Source organism: Pseudomonas oryzihabitans (assembly GCF_006384975.1).
In the GTDB taxonomy this organism is placed as follows: domain Bacteria; phylum Pseudomonadota; class Gammaproteobacteria; order Pseudomonadales; family Pseudomonadaceae; genus Chryseomonas; species Chryseomonas psychrotolerans_B.
In genome coordinates, this window is sequence record NZ_CP021645.1 from 2871963 (window position 1) to 2887113 (window position 15151).

The following is a 15151-nucleotide window of genomic DNA, read 5'->3' on the forward strand; positions in this document are numbered from 1 at the left end:
CCGGGATGAGCGCTCCACCTGACCTGAAGACTGTGGACGCCAGGCAACCAGAAGCCTCTAGGCCGCATTGGTTAGGCATCAGCAATAACGCAGCGGGTAACGCTTCGTTATCGAAGTGCACTTTTCCATCATCGGACTCCGCGCCGAGTTAGTTCCGTATCGCCGCTGCTTTCATCTACCGACAATGACAAGGCCGCTATGCACGACTCGAAGAAAATCGATTATTCGCTGAATGACACCGACACCTCCGCGCCCCATTCCGCCCTGGACAACGCCGCCATCATTTCCGCCTATCGGCGCTGGGCCAATGTCTATGATCGGGTGTTCGGTGGTGTCTCGGCGCCCGGGCGCAAGCGTGCGGTAGCGGCGGTCAACGCCCTGGCGGGCACCCGGGTGCTGGAGGTCGGCGTGGGCACCGGTCTCGCCCTGCCCCACTACGGCGCCGACAAGAGTGTCACCGGCATCGACCTGTCACCGGACATGCTGGCCAAGGCCCGGGAGCGCGTCGCCCGCGAGGGGCTCACCACCGTGGAGGCCCTGCTCGAAGCCAACGCCGAGGATACCGGCCTGCCCACCGGCTCCTTCGATATCGCCGTGGCCATGTTCGTGGCCTCCGTGGTGCCCAATCCGCGCAAGCTGATGCAGGAGATGCGCCGAGTGGTGAAGCCGGGTGGCCACCTGCTGCTGGTCAATCATTTCCAGGCCGAGAGTGGTCTGCGCCTGCTGGCGGAAAAGGCCCTGGCGCCGGCCTCGCGCAAGCTCGGCTGGCACCCGGATTTCGCCATGGCATCCATCCTCTCCCGTGAAGACCTGCGCCGCGCCAGTCGCAGCAGCGTGCCGCCCTTTGGGCTGTTCACCCTGGTGCAGCTGACCAACGACTAGCCGCGCAGGTGCAGCCCTACTCCACCCGATACCCACGTCCCGCCAGGCATGCCGCCAGCGCCTGGCGGAAACGCTGGGTCAGGTAGGGATCGGCCACCGCGCCGGGGCGTTCGGGATCGAAACCCGAATCACCGGCGGCGTAGCGGCGGCAGTCATATCTATCCGTGGCGTAGCGCTCGGGTGGCTGGCCCTGCAGGGGATAGGCGGTGACGTCATAGGCGTCGTAGTTTGCCGTGGGCGGCGCGCTCGCAACCGACACTGGCACCGGCGCGGTGGGGTCGGCGACGGTGACGAAGCCGCCGCCCGGATCGGTACGGTAGTAACTCCCCGCCGCGAAGTAATAGGTGGTGCCGCCCATCCACAGCGTCTCGGCGAAGTCCGGCAACACGCTGACCCGGACGCCGGTCGGCGGCAGAACCACCACGTAACGCGGGCCCTGGGGACGATACCAGTAGCCGTCGGCATAGTAGTACTGGCTATCCCGGTACCAGACGCGGGTAAAGCCGGCGGGCACGCCCGGCACCTCGAAGCCGGGGCGCCACTGCGGATGTCGGCCCCAACCCGGCCGGCCAGCTTGCCAGTCCTGGCCATAGTCGGGGCGCGGTGGCGGTGGCGATGGATAGCCGGGCGCGGCATAACCCGGACGCTGCTGCCAGGTCGGCGGTGGACCCGGTGGCAAGTCGTTACGCTGCCAGTCGTCCAGGGCCGGCCCAGCAGGCCTGGCCACCGGCGGGCGTCGCTCCGGAGGCGGTCCGTTCCAACGACCGGGGCCCTGGTCCACCGGTCCCCGGCCCGGCGCGGGCGGAGCTCCGGGTGGCGGTCCTGCGGGAGCGCCGGGAGGCGTGACATAGCCACCGCCCAGGCGTATGTCGTCGGCCTGAACCAGGGTCGCGGTCAGACAGCAGGCCAGGGCCGTCGCCAGCAGGGTCTGGGGCTTCATGGATGCCTCCTCGACGGGACCGTCCCATCGTCCCCGCCAGTATCTCATGGGTGCCGCGGCCCTCCCTGTCGCTTACCTGTCGCGCTGCCGTTCCAGGGTCTTGCGCTGCTCGGCCAAGCCGTTGGAATACCGGTCGGCGGTATCCACCAGGTTGACGTCGGCGTCGAAGGCGATATCGAACAGCCGGCGCAGGGTGCGCAGGTCGATGCCGCCGCATTTCTCGAAGCCCTCGCGACCACCCACCTGCAGGGTGCCGAGGTCGAGTTGTGAAGCGAGCAGGCCGGAATGGCCGAGCGGACGATACTGCGGGGTGCCTCCACGGATTTTTTGCACGTGAAGGGTCGACTCCCGGTGCGGCTGGCAAGTTTCAACCGCACAGGAATCGCACTTCTAGCGGTCTGCCTGGGTCTATGGCCCCACGCAAGGAGGAAAACACATGTCGAAACACCATCATCACGTCGGCTGGTTCAAGCGCCGCCATGAGGTTAAGCCGGACGACCTCACCATCGTGGACAACTCCCTGGTCAAGCGCGCCGTCGGTGCCGCCGCCCTGGGCAACGCCATGGAATGGTTCGATTTCGGCGTCTATGGCTACCTGGCCGTGACCCTGGGCAAGGTCTTCTTTCCCGACGGCGATGCCGCGGCGCAATTGATCGCCACCTTCGCCACCTTTACCGTCGCCTTCCTGGTCCGCCCACTCGGCGGCATGGTGTTCGGGCCGCTGGGCGATAAATACGGCCGCCAGAAGATCCTGGCTCTGACCATGATCATGATGGCCCTGGGCACCTTCAGCATCGGCCTCATCCCCAGCTACGAAAGCATCGGCATCTGGGCGCCCGCCCTGCTGCTGCTCGCCCGGGTGGTGCAGGGCTTCTCCACTGGCGGCGAATACGGCGGCGCGGCGACCTTCATCGCCGAATACGCCACCGACAAGACCCGCGGGCGCATGGGCAGCTGGCTGGAATTCGGTACCCTGGCCGGCTACATCGCCGGAGCCGGGACGGTCACCGCCCTTACCGCGGCGCTCAGCCAGGAACAGTTGCTCGACTGGGGCTGGCGCGTCCCCTTCTTCATCGCCGGTCCCTTGGGCCTGCTCGGCCTCTATATGCGCCTGAAGCTGGAAGAGACGCCGGCATTCAAGGCCCACGCCGAAGCCAACGAAGGCAAGGCGGCGGACAGCCCGGCGCACAGCCTGCGCGAGCTGTTCACCCTGCATCGCGTCGCCCTGCTCAAGTGCGTCGGCCTGGTGCTGGTGTTCAACGTCACCGACTACATGCTGCTGACCTACATGCCCAGCTACCTGGCCGTGACCATGGGCTATGCCGAGACCAAGGGCCTGCTGCTGATCCTCATCGTCATGGTGGTTATGATGCCGCTCAACATCCTAGGCGGCTTCTTCAGCGACCACCTGGGCCGCAAGCCGATGATCATCGGCGCGTGCCTGGCGATCCTGGTCCTGGCGATTCCCTGCCTCAAGCTGATCGGCAGCGGCGAGGACTGGCTGATCTTCCTTGGCCTGATGCTGCTGGGCATCGCCCTAGCCTGCTTCACCAGCACCATGCCCTCCACCCTGCCGGCGCTGTTCTACACCCCGATCCGCTACAGCGCCCTGTCCATCGCCTTCAACATCTCGGTGTCGCTGTTCGGCGGGACCACCCCGCTGGTCACCGCCTGGCTGGTGGAAAAGACCGGCGACCCGCTGGTGCCGGCCTACTACCTGATGGTGGCAGCGGTGATCGGCATCCTCACCATGCTCACCGTGCGCGAGACCGCTGGCAAACCCCTGCGCGGCTCGCCACCCTCGGTGGCCAGCGAAGAGGAAGCCAAGGAATTCCTCGCCAGCGACGCACCACTGACCGTGGACAAGCAGCCGCCGGGGCGTGCGTAAGCCTAATCGCGGCCATGGGCCGCTCCTACAGGGGGGATGCGTTTGTAGGAGCGGCCCATGGCCGCGATAAGCGCGATAAAGACAGTTGCGCATGGATATCACCGTAGGAGCTGTCGCTACGGCGCACCGGCATGGTCGCGATCAATAGCCTCCGCAGCATCCGGCGGACTACCTTAGCTACGATTAGCCTCGTAGCTTCACCTCGTCCCCCAACCTCCTCCAAACGCCCCCTCTCCCCCAGGGAAAGAGCCGGGGTGAGGGCCCGCTCAACCCCACGATTTCCAGCCAAAAGAAAAGGGGAGACCTGGCGGCCTCCCCTTGAATTCGTTGTCCTCTCGCACCGCTCGTGACGGTGGCTGCGATCGACCAGGAATGGTGACCTGGGCGGGCCCGGGCGCGGCGGACGGGATACCGTCGTTGGCGATACGAAAGGCCCTCCTGGGGCGCTTCCGGTGGACAGCTCTACCGGGCTATCGAAGTTGAGTTCAGCTTACGCCCCTAGGCCCAGCAGGGGTTTGCGTTGTTTGCGCTTTTTATCGCCCCTTGCGCAATCCTTCGCTAGAAAACTAGCATTGCACGCTCCTGGCTAGCGCAAGGTATGCAAAATGGACAAACTCGACCGCTTCGATCTAAAAATCCTGGCAGAACTGCAACGCGATACCCGCCTCTCCAACCAGGAACTAGCCGAACGCATCGGGCTATCACCCTCCCCCTGCTCGCGGCGGGTCAAGCAACTGGAAGACGCTGGCTACATCACCCGCCAGGTCGCCCTGCTGGATCGCAAGAAACTCGGCCTGTCGCTGACCGCCTTCGTGCTCATCGGCATGGACAGGCACACCCCGGAGCGCTTCGAGAATTTCCAGGCGGTCATCGCCCAGTGCCCCGAGGTGCTGGAGTGCTGCCTGGTCACCGGCATGGACGCGGACTACCAACTCAAGGTGGTGGTACCCGACATGGAGCACTACCAGCAATTGCTGCTGGGTACCCTGACGCGCATCGAAGGTGTCTCCAGCGTGCGTTCGAGCTTCGTGCTCAACCAGATCTTGGCCAGCACCGAGCTACCGCTCAACCACCTGCGTACCTAGGTGCGGGGCGACCGCAACACCGGTTCCGAGAAAGCGCGGCAGTACCAGCATGTGCGGCACGGCGAAGGCCGCCAAGACGGCGAACAGGGCGCGGACACCGGTGCGTTCCTGCAGCAGGAAGACCAAGCCACCGGCCAGGGTGAAGACCGCCGCCCCCAGCAGGATCGGCCAGGTCAGCCAGAGATAGGCCTTGAGGCTGGCTGCCCCCAATAGCCGCTGCCGCACCCCGGTCTGGGGCGCGGCGTGCAGCAGATAGAAGCCGAGGGCGAAGCCCCCCAGGGGCGGCGTCAGCACCACGGCGAATAGCGTGACGGCGAGCCAGGGACAATGCCGCTGCCAGGCGGCCAGCAGCAGAACAGGCAGCGACAGCGCGCCACCGAGGACGAGCAGCCAGGTCAGCCATTGCGCCAAAGCTAAAGACGCCGTTGGCCCCATGGCCAAGCCCAGCAACCGGGCGACGGCTGCAGGGTGCAACAGCGCCGGCCCGCCAAGGATGAACAGCCCAAGCGCCAGCGACGTTAGCCGCCCGGCGAACAGCTCGTCCTCATGGGCGAAGTGCCAAGCCGAGAGCAGTAGGAACAGCGCCAGGGCCAGCGCTCCTGCCAGTTGCCAGCACAGCAGACAGGCCAGGGCGGTCGCCAGGTAGCAGCCCAGAAAGGCGGGGCGGCGTGTTGGAGAGACCAGGCAGAGGTCGCTGGCACCATGCAGCAGTCCCAGCCCCAGGCCCACCACCAGGACGAAGGCCAGTTGCCCTGCCCCGCCCGCCAGGCTGGCGAGCCCGGCGGTCAGCAGCAGCGCGAGCCAGCTCCGCCCGCTCACGGTCATGGCTAGACGCCAGGCCGCGCCAGGGCCGCGCGCAGGTTGCGCTCGGAGGTGAAGGCGTAGACCACCTTGGCCAGCACATCGAGGATCAGGAAGGCCCAGACCGTGGCTGCATCGCTCACCGCCCAGACACCCTCGGGCCCCACGGCGAAGACCACCGGATAGATCAGCCAGAGCACGCTGAGAAAGCCGACGTTCTTGCGGTAGGCCACGCCAATCGGCGCCTGCTGCCCGGCCAGGGTCGCCAGCGGCTTCCACAACAGATAGAGCACCCCGGCGAAGGCCGCGCAGGACCAGGCGAAGAACACCCACTTGATGGTGCCGAAGGGGGCCAGGGAAGCGATCAGGCCGGTCACGATCATCACCACGTCCAGGGTGACGATGGAGGCCACGAAACCGGCCTGGCCTTCCTGCTCACGCGCGCCCAGGTAGGCCGAGCTCACCACGCCGGCCAGCAACAGTGGGGTGGTGAAGGTCCAGTCCAGGTAACGGGCGACATAGGTGACACTGCCGTCCGGCTTGATCAGGTTGCCGACGCCCAGGTACATGGCCAGATAGGCCGTGGCGGCGATGAAGGGCACGGCGGCATGCACCAGGGTATGGCCGCGCAACGGACCATGGTGCGCGCCCCTGGCATAGATCGCCAGGGACGCGAGCGACATGATGATGAAACCGATGAGCAGGGGCGTCTGAATCATGAAAGTCTCCAGAGGGTCGATAGGGGCGAACCGGTACGACCAACCCCTCTGGAAAAGGGGTTCTCGACAACCGCTGCGCTTAAGGTAGAGAAGCCGCCGCGAGAGTTGGTTCAAAATGTTTCAGAACCACTGGACGGCTGGCACAGCGGTCTCGATCGAGGTCAGGCGCCGCTCTTGAGCGCTCAGGCAGGCTGCGTCCTTTCGTGCCCTCCCGGAAATCTGCATGCTGCCGCTCCAAAGGTATCGTCGAGCTACAAACGCTGCTTCAACTGCCATGCCTTCTTCGACGACTTTTACCAGCGCTTTCTGGCCAAATCGCTAAAGTATGAAAAGCCTGTTGTTAACGATATAGCCACTCAGAATGTATTGGCTTCAACTCAGCAAGCTAATACCTTTCATATTGAGCCAACACCAGAAAGCTATTAAGTCGCGGATCATCCATCTGCTTAACTAGCACAAGGTAGTTGAGCCCAGCCTCGAATCCACGCTAGAATTTTCTAGGCGCCGCATATTATTCGCAGGCCGACCTTAACTAGCACTACCACCTAATAGAAATCAGAACTCATTACCCAACAGAAAAGCTGAACAACCCTTAACTGAACCATTTACCCCTACGAGGTAAAAACACAAACACAACAACCTAAAATCAAGTAGTGATAACACGTTCAAAAACAGCAAGGCAAAATTAAGAAGAAACCACATGTACAAAGAAGCACTGATAGAAATAGCACCAACGATTGCTTACTTTTTGATATTTACAACATTAATCTACGTACTTCTTTATTTGTTACTTATAAAGAAAACAAAACACCTTCCAACTGTACTTGGTGACATCGGATGGAAACGCGTGGATTACATATGGATAATTGCAGGATCGCTCGGGGTCGTTACTCAGATAATTCAAATACAAGCTCAAATTGTAAGCACTGAGCTAAGCACTCAAAGGACGCTTGACAATTTAGCCTCCATGAACTTAAACAGAGCAGCATTTGAATTAAGCGATTCGTCTGTTTGCCTTACCCGTACAGAAGAAAAGAAGTCAAATTTTAGAAATTTGGAGAAAAAAGAATTAATGAGAGCCTGCAAGAAATTTAAGGAATTCGCTCCAAACTCCCCAAATCAGATCGAACTAAAAATAGCAATGATATTAAATAAAAAAGAAATAGAAGATTCTGCCGAAAACTATAAAACTCCTTTAATAAAAACCAAAATAGAATCCTTCAAAAAAGCCTTTGCGGCTTACGAAAAACAGCTAAATGAAACATCAAAAATAAACAATAAAGCAATAGAATATAATAGAGTTATACAGAAACTAATTATTACAACCCCGATAATACTTGCTATAGCAATTGCCTTGAGGCTAGCAAAAGTTACAGGCGAGATAAGATTAAAAAAACTGTCAGACAAAAAATCTCAAAAATCTAATTGCCCTTAAAAACTCAAACCAAGACAACGCAGAACAAGCTGACTTTACAAGATACCACTACAAAACCACAAAGCACAGAAAGATGAAGTGCCTGACCGAATAAAAATTCGGCCCCTCCATGATCATGATGCTTCCTGGTCAGAGCGACTCCGCCGCAAAGACCGACCTTGATAACAAACATCTTTACGAATCATATATCAATAGCAACTAAGAAAACGCCGTTATCTGCAGCGACGTCTTACCCCTACACCAGGGCAAACATACCGTCGACGTCACCTTGGGATCGTCCAGCCTCCGATACACGAGCCCTTCAATTAGCGTGTATCTGTAGGTGGCGCGCAGCACTGTGATGCAAAGTCTTGCCAGCGGCTAGGCCAAGAATAATAAGGGCCTAGCTGCCCTCTTGGACGATGCGTGGACTACGGGCAGTAGAGGTCAGCGACAGGTTGTAGAGGCTGATACCTCTACGAGAAAGTGGACTCGCCATGACTGCCTGCCGGCAGCCATGGGCTTTCAGATCCGGAAACCACCCACCAGCTTTTGCAGCCGATCCGCCTCGGCTTCCAAGGCGGTGCAGGCCGCCAGGGTGGCCTGGAGGTTGTCCACGCCCTGCTGGTTGAGCAGGTTGATCTCGCTGATGTCCTGGTTGAGCGTTTCCACCACCGAGGTCTGTTCTTCGGTGGCGGTGGCCACCGACTGGTTCTGGCCGTCGATCTCGCCGATGCGCTCGGTGACGCTGCCCAGACTGCTCCCGGCCTGCTGTGCCACCTGCATGCTGTGGGTGCTCTGCCGCTGGCTTTCCTGCATGAGGGCCACCGCATCGCGCGAGCCGTTCTGCAATTCCTCGATCATCTGCTGGATCTGCTGCGCCGAACTCTGGGTGCGGCTGGCCAGGGAGCGGACTTCATCAGCAACCACGGCGAAGCCACGACCGGCTTCACCGGCACGGGCCGCTTCGATGGCGGCGTTGAGCGCCAAGAGGTTGGTCTGCTCGGAAATACCGCGGATGACGTCGAGGATCTGGCCGATGTTGGCGGTCTTGCCGTTGAGCGCTTCGATGTGTTCGCAACTGGTGCCGATCTTGGCCGATAGCGCCTGCATGGCGGTCATGGCCTCGTCCAGTACGCGTCGGCCTTCTTCGCCCTGCTGGCGCGCGCTGCGCGCCTCGCCGGAGGCGTGGGCGGCATTGCGGGCGATCTCCTGGGTGGCGGCGCCCATTTCGTTGATGGCCGCGGCCACACTGGTAGTGCGCTGGGATTGCACATCCGACTGTTGCATGGACGACTGCGAGGCCTCCAGCACCCGGCGGGTACCCTGGTTGAGCTGGCCAGTACTCTGGGCCACATCGCGGATCGAGGTATGAATCCGCGCCACGAACTGGTTGAAAGCCTGGGCCAGCAGGCCGAATTCGTCGCGCGTCTCCACCGGCAGGCGACGGGTCAGGTCGCCCTCGCCCTGGGCGATGTCTTCCATGGCACGGCCGAGGTCGCGGAGCGGGCGCAGCAGCCCCCGGATCAGCAGACCCAGCAGCAGCACCATGACGATGACCGCGACCACGGTCGCGACGATGGCCAGGTTGCGGGCCTGGGTCACCGGGGCATAGGCCTTGGCTTCGTCGATGGATAGGCCCAGGTACCACTTCGCGGCTACCGGCAGGCCTTCCACCGGGGTGAAACTCACCAGGCGATCACTGCCACCGACCCGTACCGTCTGGAAGCCGGGCGCCAGGGTTGGCGTGTTATCCGGGAAGACGTCCTTGAGCGACTTGAGCACCTGTTCGGGATGGCTGCTGACCAGGACCTTGCCATTGGCGTCCACCAGGAAGGCCTCGCCCAGGCCACCCGCATCCAAGGCACTGATCATCTCCGTCAGGGTGGACAGATAGAGATAGCAGGCCACCACGCCGCCCAGTTGGCCATTGCGCAGCAAGGGCGCCGAGATGGTCAGCCCCAGCTTGCCGTTCGAGGCGAAGATATAGGGAGAGGAAAGCGTGAGGCCGCCGGCGGCCACTGCCTCGGTGTACCAGGGCCGTTTGCGCGGATCGTAACCGGCGGGGACCGGCGAGCCGTTGCGGGCGATGAAGGTACCGTCCGGTTGCGCCAGGTAGAGGGTGGAGAACACCTCGGTATAAATCTTCTGCTCCGGCAGTTTGTCGAAGTTACCCGAGGGGGTGTCGGTGAGGATCGTCTGCACCAGGGCATCGGCTACCTTGATGCGGGTTTCCAACCAGTAGGACACATTGGTCGCCGTGATACGCCCCGTCTCGGTCAGGGTCTGCTGTAGCGTCTGATCGATGGCCTGGCGTTGCAGGTAGGCGTTGAAACTCGCGAAGGCAGCCAGGACTACCGCCATCACTAGAGCGGTTGCCAACAAGATCTTGTGGCTGAATTTGAGCTGCTTTAGCACTGGGCGCCCTCCATGGGACTGATCCAAATGAAAATCTGTAACGGTATTTTGCTATCGGCACCATCAATAGCAGCCTTTAGCAGCAGCTCATCCCGAAACCGGAACAGGCAGATGATTGGTACGAAAAAACCGACGCCTGCCGTTTCCAGACCGCGAACGCCCCTGGAGCGGGGCTTTCCTGGCTGCACATTCAGCTGACTGTCTCCCGTGACCAGCGCAGGAGCGATGAGGTGAAGCGCTAGGGTGAGTCCTTGCAGGAAACCGCCCTTTGCCGCGCGTGAAGAGGACTGCCGGCAGGCGCCACGGCCCCCAGCAGAATGCCCTAGAAGCGGCTCACTCGGCCGCCAGCAGCAACCTGGCGAAGGCCGCCGCCTGCGGCGAGGTCTCGTCCCGGCGCCGGAGCAACCACACCGCCGAGGTGGCTTCCGGGTCGTCCAGTTCGCGATACACCAGCCCTTCCATCTGGGTGCGCTGGTAGGTGGCGGGCAGCACGGTGACGCCAAGCCCGGCGGCGACCAGGCCGAGGATGATGAGGACTTCGCTGGCCTCCTGGACGATGCGCGGGGTGAAGCCGACGCGGGCGGTGAGGGTCAGCAACTGGTCGTAGAGGCCGGTGCCGAAGGTGCGGGGGAAATAGACGAAGGGCTCTTCAGCGAGGGCGGCCAGGGGCAGTGGGCCGGTGCCCTGCTGGGCCAGGGGATGGTCGTGTCGCAGGGCGACCACCAGGGGTTCGCGGAAGAGTTCGATCGCCACCAGAGTATCGGGTAGTTCGATGGGGCGGATCAGGCCGATCTGCAGGTTGCCGGCGAGCATGGCGTCGATCTGCTCGCGGCTGCTCATCTCCTGCAGTTGCAGTCGTACCTCGGGGTAGGCGCGGCGATAGGCGAACAGGGTCTTGGGGATGGTGGCGACGAAGGGCGAGGAGGCGCTGAAGCCCACCTGCAGTTGCCCGGTCTCGCCCCGCCCGGCGCGGCGGACCCGTTCGGCGGCCCGCTCGCTGGCGGCGAGCAATTGGCGGGCTTCGTCGAGAAACAGCCGACCGGCCTCGGTCAGGGCGACGCGTCGGTTGGTGCGCTCCAGCAGCCGGGTACCCAGCTCCGCCTCCAGGGCCTGGATCTGCTGGCTGAGCGGCGGCTGGGAGAGATTCAGCCGTTGGGCGGCGCGACCGAAGTGCAGCTCCTCGGCCACCGCCACGAAGTACCTCAGGTGTCGCAGCTCCATGCCCGCCTCAATGAGTCGCAGAACCTATCAATCGAGACGAACAATATATTGGCCATATGACCGCTAGCAACCTAGGGTGAAGAGGTCAGACCTGTAATCCCGCCCCGTCACCGAGGTACCCGTGAATACGTCCCGGTCGTCCGCCACCCAGCCCGCGCCTGCATTGAGCAACCGTCCCGCCGCCAACGAAGCGCAACACGAGCCGAGCGCCTTCATCGAGAAGGGCACGCCGCAATTCCTGCGCACCGCCCTGGCGCTGTTCTGCGGTGGCTTCGCCACCTTCGCCCTGCTCTATTGCGTGCAGCCGCTGATGCCGATCTTTTCCCAGGCCTTCGGCCTCACCGCGGCGGCCAGCAGCCTGTCGCTGTCCTTGGCCACCGGGTTGATGGCCTGCGGCCTGCTGGTGACCGGGCCGATTTCCGATGCCATAGGGCGCAAGTCGGTGATGGTCTTCGCGCTGTTCGCCGCCGGGGCCTTCACCCTGGCCAGCGCCCTGATGCCCACCTGGGACGGCATCCTGGTGACCCGCGCCCTGGTGGGGCTGTCGCTGGCCGGCGTCGCCGCGGTGGCCATGACCTACCTGGCCGAAGAGGTACACCCGGAGCACCTGGGGTATGCCATGGGCCTCTATATCAGCGGCAACGCCCTGGGCGGGATGTCCGGTCGGGTGATCAGCGGGGTGGTGGTGGACTTCGTCTCCTGGCGCATCGCCCTGGGCGCCCTCGGGGTGTTGGCGCTGGTGGCGGCACTGCTGTTCAAGCGCAGCCTGCCGGACTCCAAGCGTTTCCAGCCGCGCCCCCTGCAGCCGCGCAATCTGCTCGCCGGCTATGCCTTGCACTTTCGCGATGCCGGTCTGCCCTGGCTGTTCCTGGAGGCCTTCCTGCTGATGGGCGCCTTCGTCACCCTGTTCAACTACATCGCCTATCGCCTGCTGGCCGAGCCCTACCATCTGAGCCAGGCCTGGATCGGTGTCCTGTCGCTGGTCTATCTGGCGGGCATCTACAGCTCGGCCAAGTTCGGCAGCCTGGCCGACCGCTTTGGCCGGCGCCGGGTGTTCACCGCTGCCATCGTGCTGCAGCTCGGCGGCCTGCTGCTGACGCTGTGTTCCCCGCTGTGGCTGATACTGGTGGGCATGCTGCTGTTCACCTTCGGCTTCTTCGGCGCCCATTCGGTGGCCAGCAGCTGGGTCGGTCGGCGTGCCCGCCAGGCCCGGGGCCAGGCCTCGTCGCTCTATCTGTTCAGCTACTACGCCGGCTCCAGCGTGGCCGGCACCCTCGGTGGCTTCTGCTGGTACCTGGGCGGTTGGACCGGTGTCGGCCTGTTCATCGGTGCCCTGCTGCTGGTGGCCTTGGCGGTCGCCGTGCGGCTGTCGAAGTTGCAGCCACTGCCGGCGGCATGACGCCGCTCCCCGCCATCAAGACCGCTCCAGCCGAGCGGAAAATGCTCCTGGAGCGGCACAGGCAGCCATGATCGCGATAACCGTCAGCAATCACGTCGCCTTTACGTTCGATCATCGACCGCGAATCCGCCCTTTCACTGCCGCTCGTCGCACGGAGCGGCGTTTCGTTCCCTGAAAAGGGGCTCTCTCTTCCCTGCCACGCTAGCCTGTCGCTGGTTCAACGCGCGCGGCTGTTACCTCTTCGCAAAGTTCATACAAATGTTTGCCTAGGGTAGAAGCCACTTGGATAATGCGCGCCGAACGCTGCAATACCCTGCTCATCAGGGATAGATGAACGGCAAGCACGTAGGCTCCGGGGTAGATTCAGCCGTGAACATGCAATTCCAGATCAGCGATTGGCGCGCCTGGGCGCCTGGTCTCGTCGACCAGGACGCTTGGCGGCAGTGGTGCGCCGCGCCCTGGAGCCCGGCGGACGATGGCAGTCAACCCGATGCCAGCTTCCTGCCAGCCATGCAGCGCCGCCGCCTGAGCCGCCTGGCACGCATGACCTTCCAAGTGGCCTGGCCACTGGCCGATGCCCATGGCGCGCCGCTGCCGCTGATCTTCGCCTCGCGCCACGGCGAGACCCCGCGCACCCTGGCCATCCTCCAGGAGCTGGCCCGCGGCGAGCCGCTCTCCCCGACTCAGTTCAGCCTCTCGGTGCACAACGCCATCATCGGCCAGTGGTCGATCCTGCGTGGCGACCACAGCGAGATGAATGCCCTGGCTACCGGCCGCGACGGTCTCGAGCATGCCGTGCTGGAAGCTTGCACCCTGCTGGCCGAAGGCGCCACCGGGGTCCTGGTGGTGATCGCCGAGGAGGCGCCGCCAACCCTCTATGCACCGCAGATCGACGACGTACCCTTTCCCTACGCCGTTGGCCTGCTGCTCACCCCTGGCAGCACCTGCGCCCTGAGTGGCGAGCCGGCGCCGACAGAAGCTGCGACCAGCAGTTGGCCCCACGCCCTGGAACTGCTGCGCCTGCTGGAAAGCCGCGGCGCCCTGCACCACGCCTACGCCGGGCGCGCCTGGCACTGGCAGGCGGAGGCCTACGGATGATCAACCGGCTGGACTACGGCTACCGACTGCTGGCCACGGGGCTCAATTTCGTGGTGTTCGGCTGCGGCGCGCTGATCTTCCGGCTGTTGGTCCTGCCCGTCCTGTTGGCGCTGCCGGGCGATACGCTACGGCGCCGCCAGCGTGCGCGGCGAGCCAACGCCTGGCTGTTCCGTTCCTTCGTCGCCTTCATGGTATTGACCCGGGTGATGAACCTACGCATCCAGGGCCGCGAGCGCCTGGGTCGCCCGGGCCAGTTGATCATCGCCAACCACCCCTCGCTGATCGACGTGGTGGTGCTCATCGGCCTGGTGCCCGATGCCAATTGCGTGGTCAAGCAAGGCCTCTGGCAGAATCCCTATCTCAAGCGGCAGATCCAGGCCGCCGGCTACATCAGCAACGACGGCAGCGCCGAGATGCTCGATGCCGCCGCCGACTCCCTGCGCCAGGGCCAGACGCTGATCGTCTTTCCCGAAGGCACCCGCACCACCCCCGGCGAGCCCCCACGCTTCCATCGCGGCGCCGCCGCCATCGCCCTGCGCGGCGCTCGCTGCATCACCCCGGTGATCATCCGCGTGGTGCCCAGCACCCTGACCAAGGCCACGCCCTGGTATCGCATTCCGTCGCGGCGCTTCGACTTTCAGCTGGACGTCGGCGCCGACATCGACCCCACCACCTTCGCCGGACGGCCGCTGCCGCTGGCGTCGCGTGAACTCAACGACCAGCTGCACCAGCTCTACCTGAAGGAAACCGGCAACCATGACTGACCTCAACATCGAGCTCAAAAGCCTGATCATCGAGGCACTCGGCCTCGAGGACGTCACCGTCGACGACATCGGCGACGAACAGACCCTGTTCGGCGACGGCCTGGGCCTGGATTCGGTGGATGCCCTGGAGCTGGGCCTGGCGATCCAGAAGCGCTATGGCATCCGCATCGACGCCGAAGCCAAGGACACCCGTACCCACTTCGCCAACGTCAACGCCCTCGCGGCCTTCGTCGCCGCCCAGCGCGCCGCCTGAGGAGAACGCCATGCAAACCCGTGACGCCATCTTCGAGACCCTGCGCAACGCCCTGGTCGAACTCTTCGAGCTGGAGCCCGAGCGCGTGACCCTGGATGCCAACCTCTACGAGGACCTGGAGATCGACAGCATCGACGCCGTCGACCTGATCGACCACCTGCGCCGCCAGACCGGCCACAAGATCGCCGCCGAACAATTCCGCCAGGTGCGCACCGTGGGCGATGTGGTCGAAGCGGTCCATCGCATCAGCCAAGCGGAAACCTGATCCG

14 protein-coding genes and 1 pseudogene are annotated in these 15151 nt (G+C 63.3%); 9 read left to right on the forward strand and 6 right to left on the reverse strand.

Annotated features, from left to right (window positions below; translation table 11 throughout):
- Positions 1 to 198 precede the first annotated feature (198 nt).
- Positions 199 to 882, forward strand: a complete 684-nt coding sequence (locus CCZ28_RS12830; protein ID WP_140218578.1) for a class I SAM-dependent methyltransferase — start codon at positions 199 to 201, stop codon at positions 880 to 882.
- A 16-nt stretch (positions 883 to 898) separates the two neighbouring features.
- Here the strand turns inward: CCZ28_RS12830 and CCZ28_RS12835 are convergent, their stop codons facing one another.
- Both CCZ28_RS12835 and CCZ28_RS12840 read right to left on the reverse strand, forming a co-directional pair.
- Positions 899 to 1822, reverse strand: coding sequence for a DUF6515 family protein (locus CCZ28_RS12835; RefSeq protein ID WP_205894578.1), 924 nt, complete (start codon positions 1820 to 1822; stop codon positions 899 to 901).
- A 105-nt stretch (positions 1823 to 1927) separates the two neighbouring features.
- Positions 1928 to 2146 (reverse strand): annotated as a pseudogene (locus tag CCZ28_RS12840) (aldo/keto reductase); the annotation flags it as partial.
- A 112-nt stretch (positions 2147 to 2258) separates the two neighbouring features.
- On the opposite strand from CCZ28_RS12840, the gene proP reads away from it, so the two are divergent.
- Together proP and CCZ28_RS12850 are read left to right on the forward strand one after the other, a co-directional pair.
- The gene (proP, locus tag CCZ28_RS12845) at positions 2259 to 3710 is read left to right on the forward strand and encodes a glycine betaine/L-proline transporter ProP (RefSeq protein ID WP_140218580.1); all 1452 of its coding nucleotides are present in this window, start codon (positions 2259 to 2261) and stop codon (positions 3708 to 3710) included.
- A gap of 605 nt (positions 3711 to 4315) precedes the next feature.
- Positions 4316 to 4795, forward strand: coding sequence for an Lrp/AsnC family transcriptional regulator (locus tag CCZ28_RS12850; protein WP_140218582.1), 480 nt, complete (start codon positions 4316 to 4318; stop codon positions 4793 to 4795).
- Here CCZ28_RS12850 and CCZ28_RS12855 read toward each other — a convergent pair.
- Positions 4769 to 5620 carry a Brp/Blh family beta-carotene 15,15'-dioxygenase gene (locus CCZ28_RS12855; RefSeq protein ID WP_140218584.1) on the reverse strand — a complete coding sequence of 284 codons (852 nt, stop codon included), beginning with the start codon at positions 5618 to 5620 and terminating at the stop codon, positions 4769 to 4771. The genes CCZ28_RS12850 and CCZ28_RS12855 overlap by 27 nt on opposite strands.
- Before the next feature lie 2 nt (positions 5621 to 5622).
- Complete coding sequence (locus tag CCZ28_RS12860; RefSeq protein ID WP_140218586.1) at positions 5623 to 6315, reverse strand: bacteriorhodopsin; 693 nt, start codon at positions 6313 to 6315, stop codon at positions 5623 to 5625.
- Positions 6316 to 7015: 700 nt separating this feature from the next.
- Here CCZ28_RS12860 and CCZ28_RS12865 point away from each other — a divergent pair.
- On the forward strand, positions 7016 to 7750 hold the full coding sequence (locus tag CCZ28_RS12865) for a hypothetical protein (RefSeq protein WP_140218588.1): 735 nt from the start codon (positions 7016 to 7018) through the stop codon (positions 7748 to 7750).
- Positions 7751 to 8254: 504 nt separating this feature from the next.
- Here CCZ28_RS12865 and CCZ28_RS12870 read toward each other — a convergent pair.
- Both CCZ28_RS12870 and CCZ28_RS12875 read right to left on the reverse strand, forming a co-directional pair.
- Positions 8255 to 10147 carry a methyl-accepting chemotaxis protein gene (locus tag CCZ28_RS12870; protein WP_140218589.1) on the reverse strand — a complete coding sequence of 631 codons (1893 nt, stop codon included), beginning with the start codon at positions 10145 to 10147 and terminating at the stop codon, positions 8255 to 8257.
- Between the two features lie 333 nt (positions 10148 to 10480).
- A complete protein-coding gene (locus CCZ28_RS12875; protein WP_140218591.1) occupies positions 10481 to 11368 on the reverse strand; it encodes a LysR substrate-binding domain-containing protein in 888 nt (295 codons plus the stop codon).
- A gap of 121 nt (positions 11369 to 11489) precedes the next feature.
- On the opposite strand from CCZ28_RS12875, the gene CCZ28_RS12880 reads away from it, so the two are divergent.
- The 5 genes from CCZ28_RS12880 (at position 11490) to CCZ28_RS12900 (ending at position 15147) form a co-directional block, all read left to right on the forward strand.
- On the forward strand, positions 11490 to 12767 hold the full coding sequence (locus CCZ28_RS12880; RefSeq protein WP_140218593.1) for an MFS transporter: 1278 nt from the start codon (positions 11490 to 11492) through the stop codon (positions 12765 to 12767).
- A 375-nt stretch (positions 12768 to 13142) separates the two neighbouring features.
- Positions 13143 to 13865 (forward strand): beta-ketoacyl synthase chain length factor, encoded by a 723-nt coding sequence (locus CCZ28_RS12885; RefSeq protein ID WP_140221346.1) that lies wholly within the window; start codon positions 13143 to 13145, stop codon positions 13863 to 13865.
- Positions 13862 to 14629: a lysophospholipid acyltransferase family protein gene (locus tag CCZ28_RS12890; protein WP_140218595.1), complete on the forward strand. Its 768-nt coding sequence runs from the start codon at positions 13862 to 13864 to the stop codon at positions 14627 to 14629. Before CCZ28_RS12885 ends, CCZ28_RS12890 begins: the two co-directional genes overlap by 4 nt.
- Positions 14622 to 14882: a phosphopantetheine-binding protein gene (locus CCZ28_RS12895; protein ID WP_140218597.1), complete on the forward strand. Its 261-nt coding sequence runs from the start codon at positions 14622 to 14624 to the stop codon at positions 14880 to 14882. Before CCZ28_RS12890 ends, CCZ28_RS12895 begins: the two co-directional genes overlap by 8 nt.
- Positions 14883 to 14892: 10 nt before the next feature.
- On the forward strand, positions 14893 to 15147 hold the full coding sequence (locus CCZ28_RS12900) for an acyl carrier protein (protein WP_140218599.1): 255 nt from the start codon (positions 14893 to 14895) through the stop codon (positions 15145 to 15147).
- Positions 15148 to 15151: the final 4 nt, after the last annotated feature.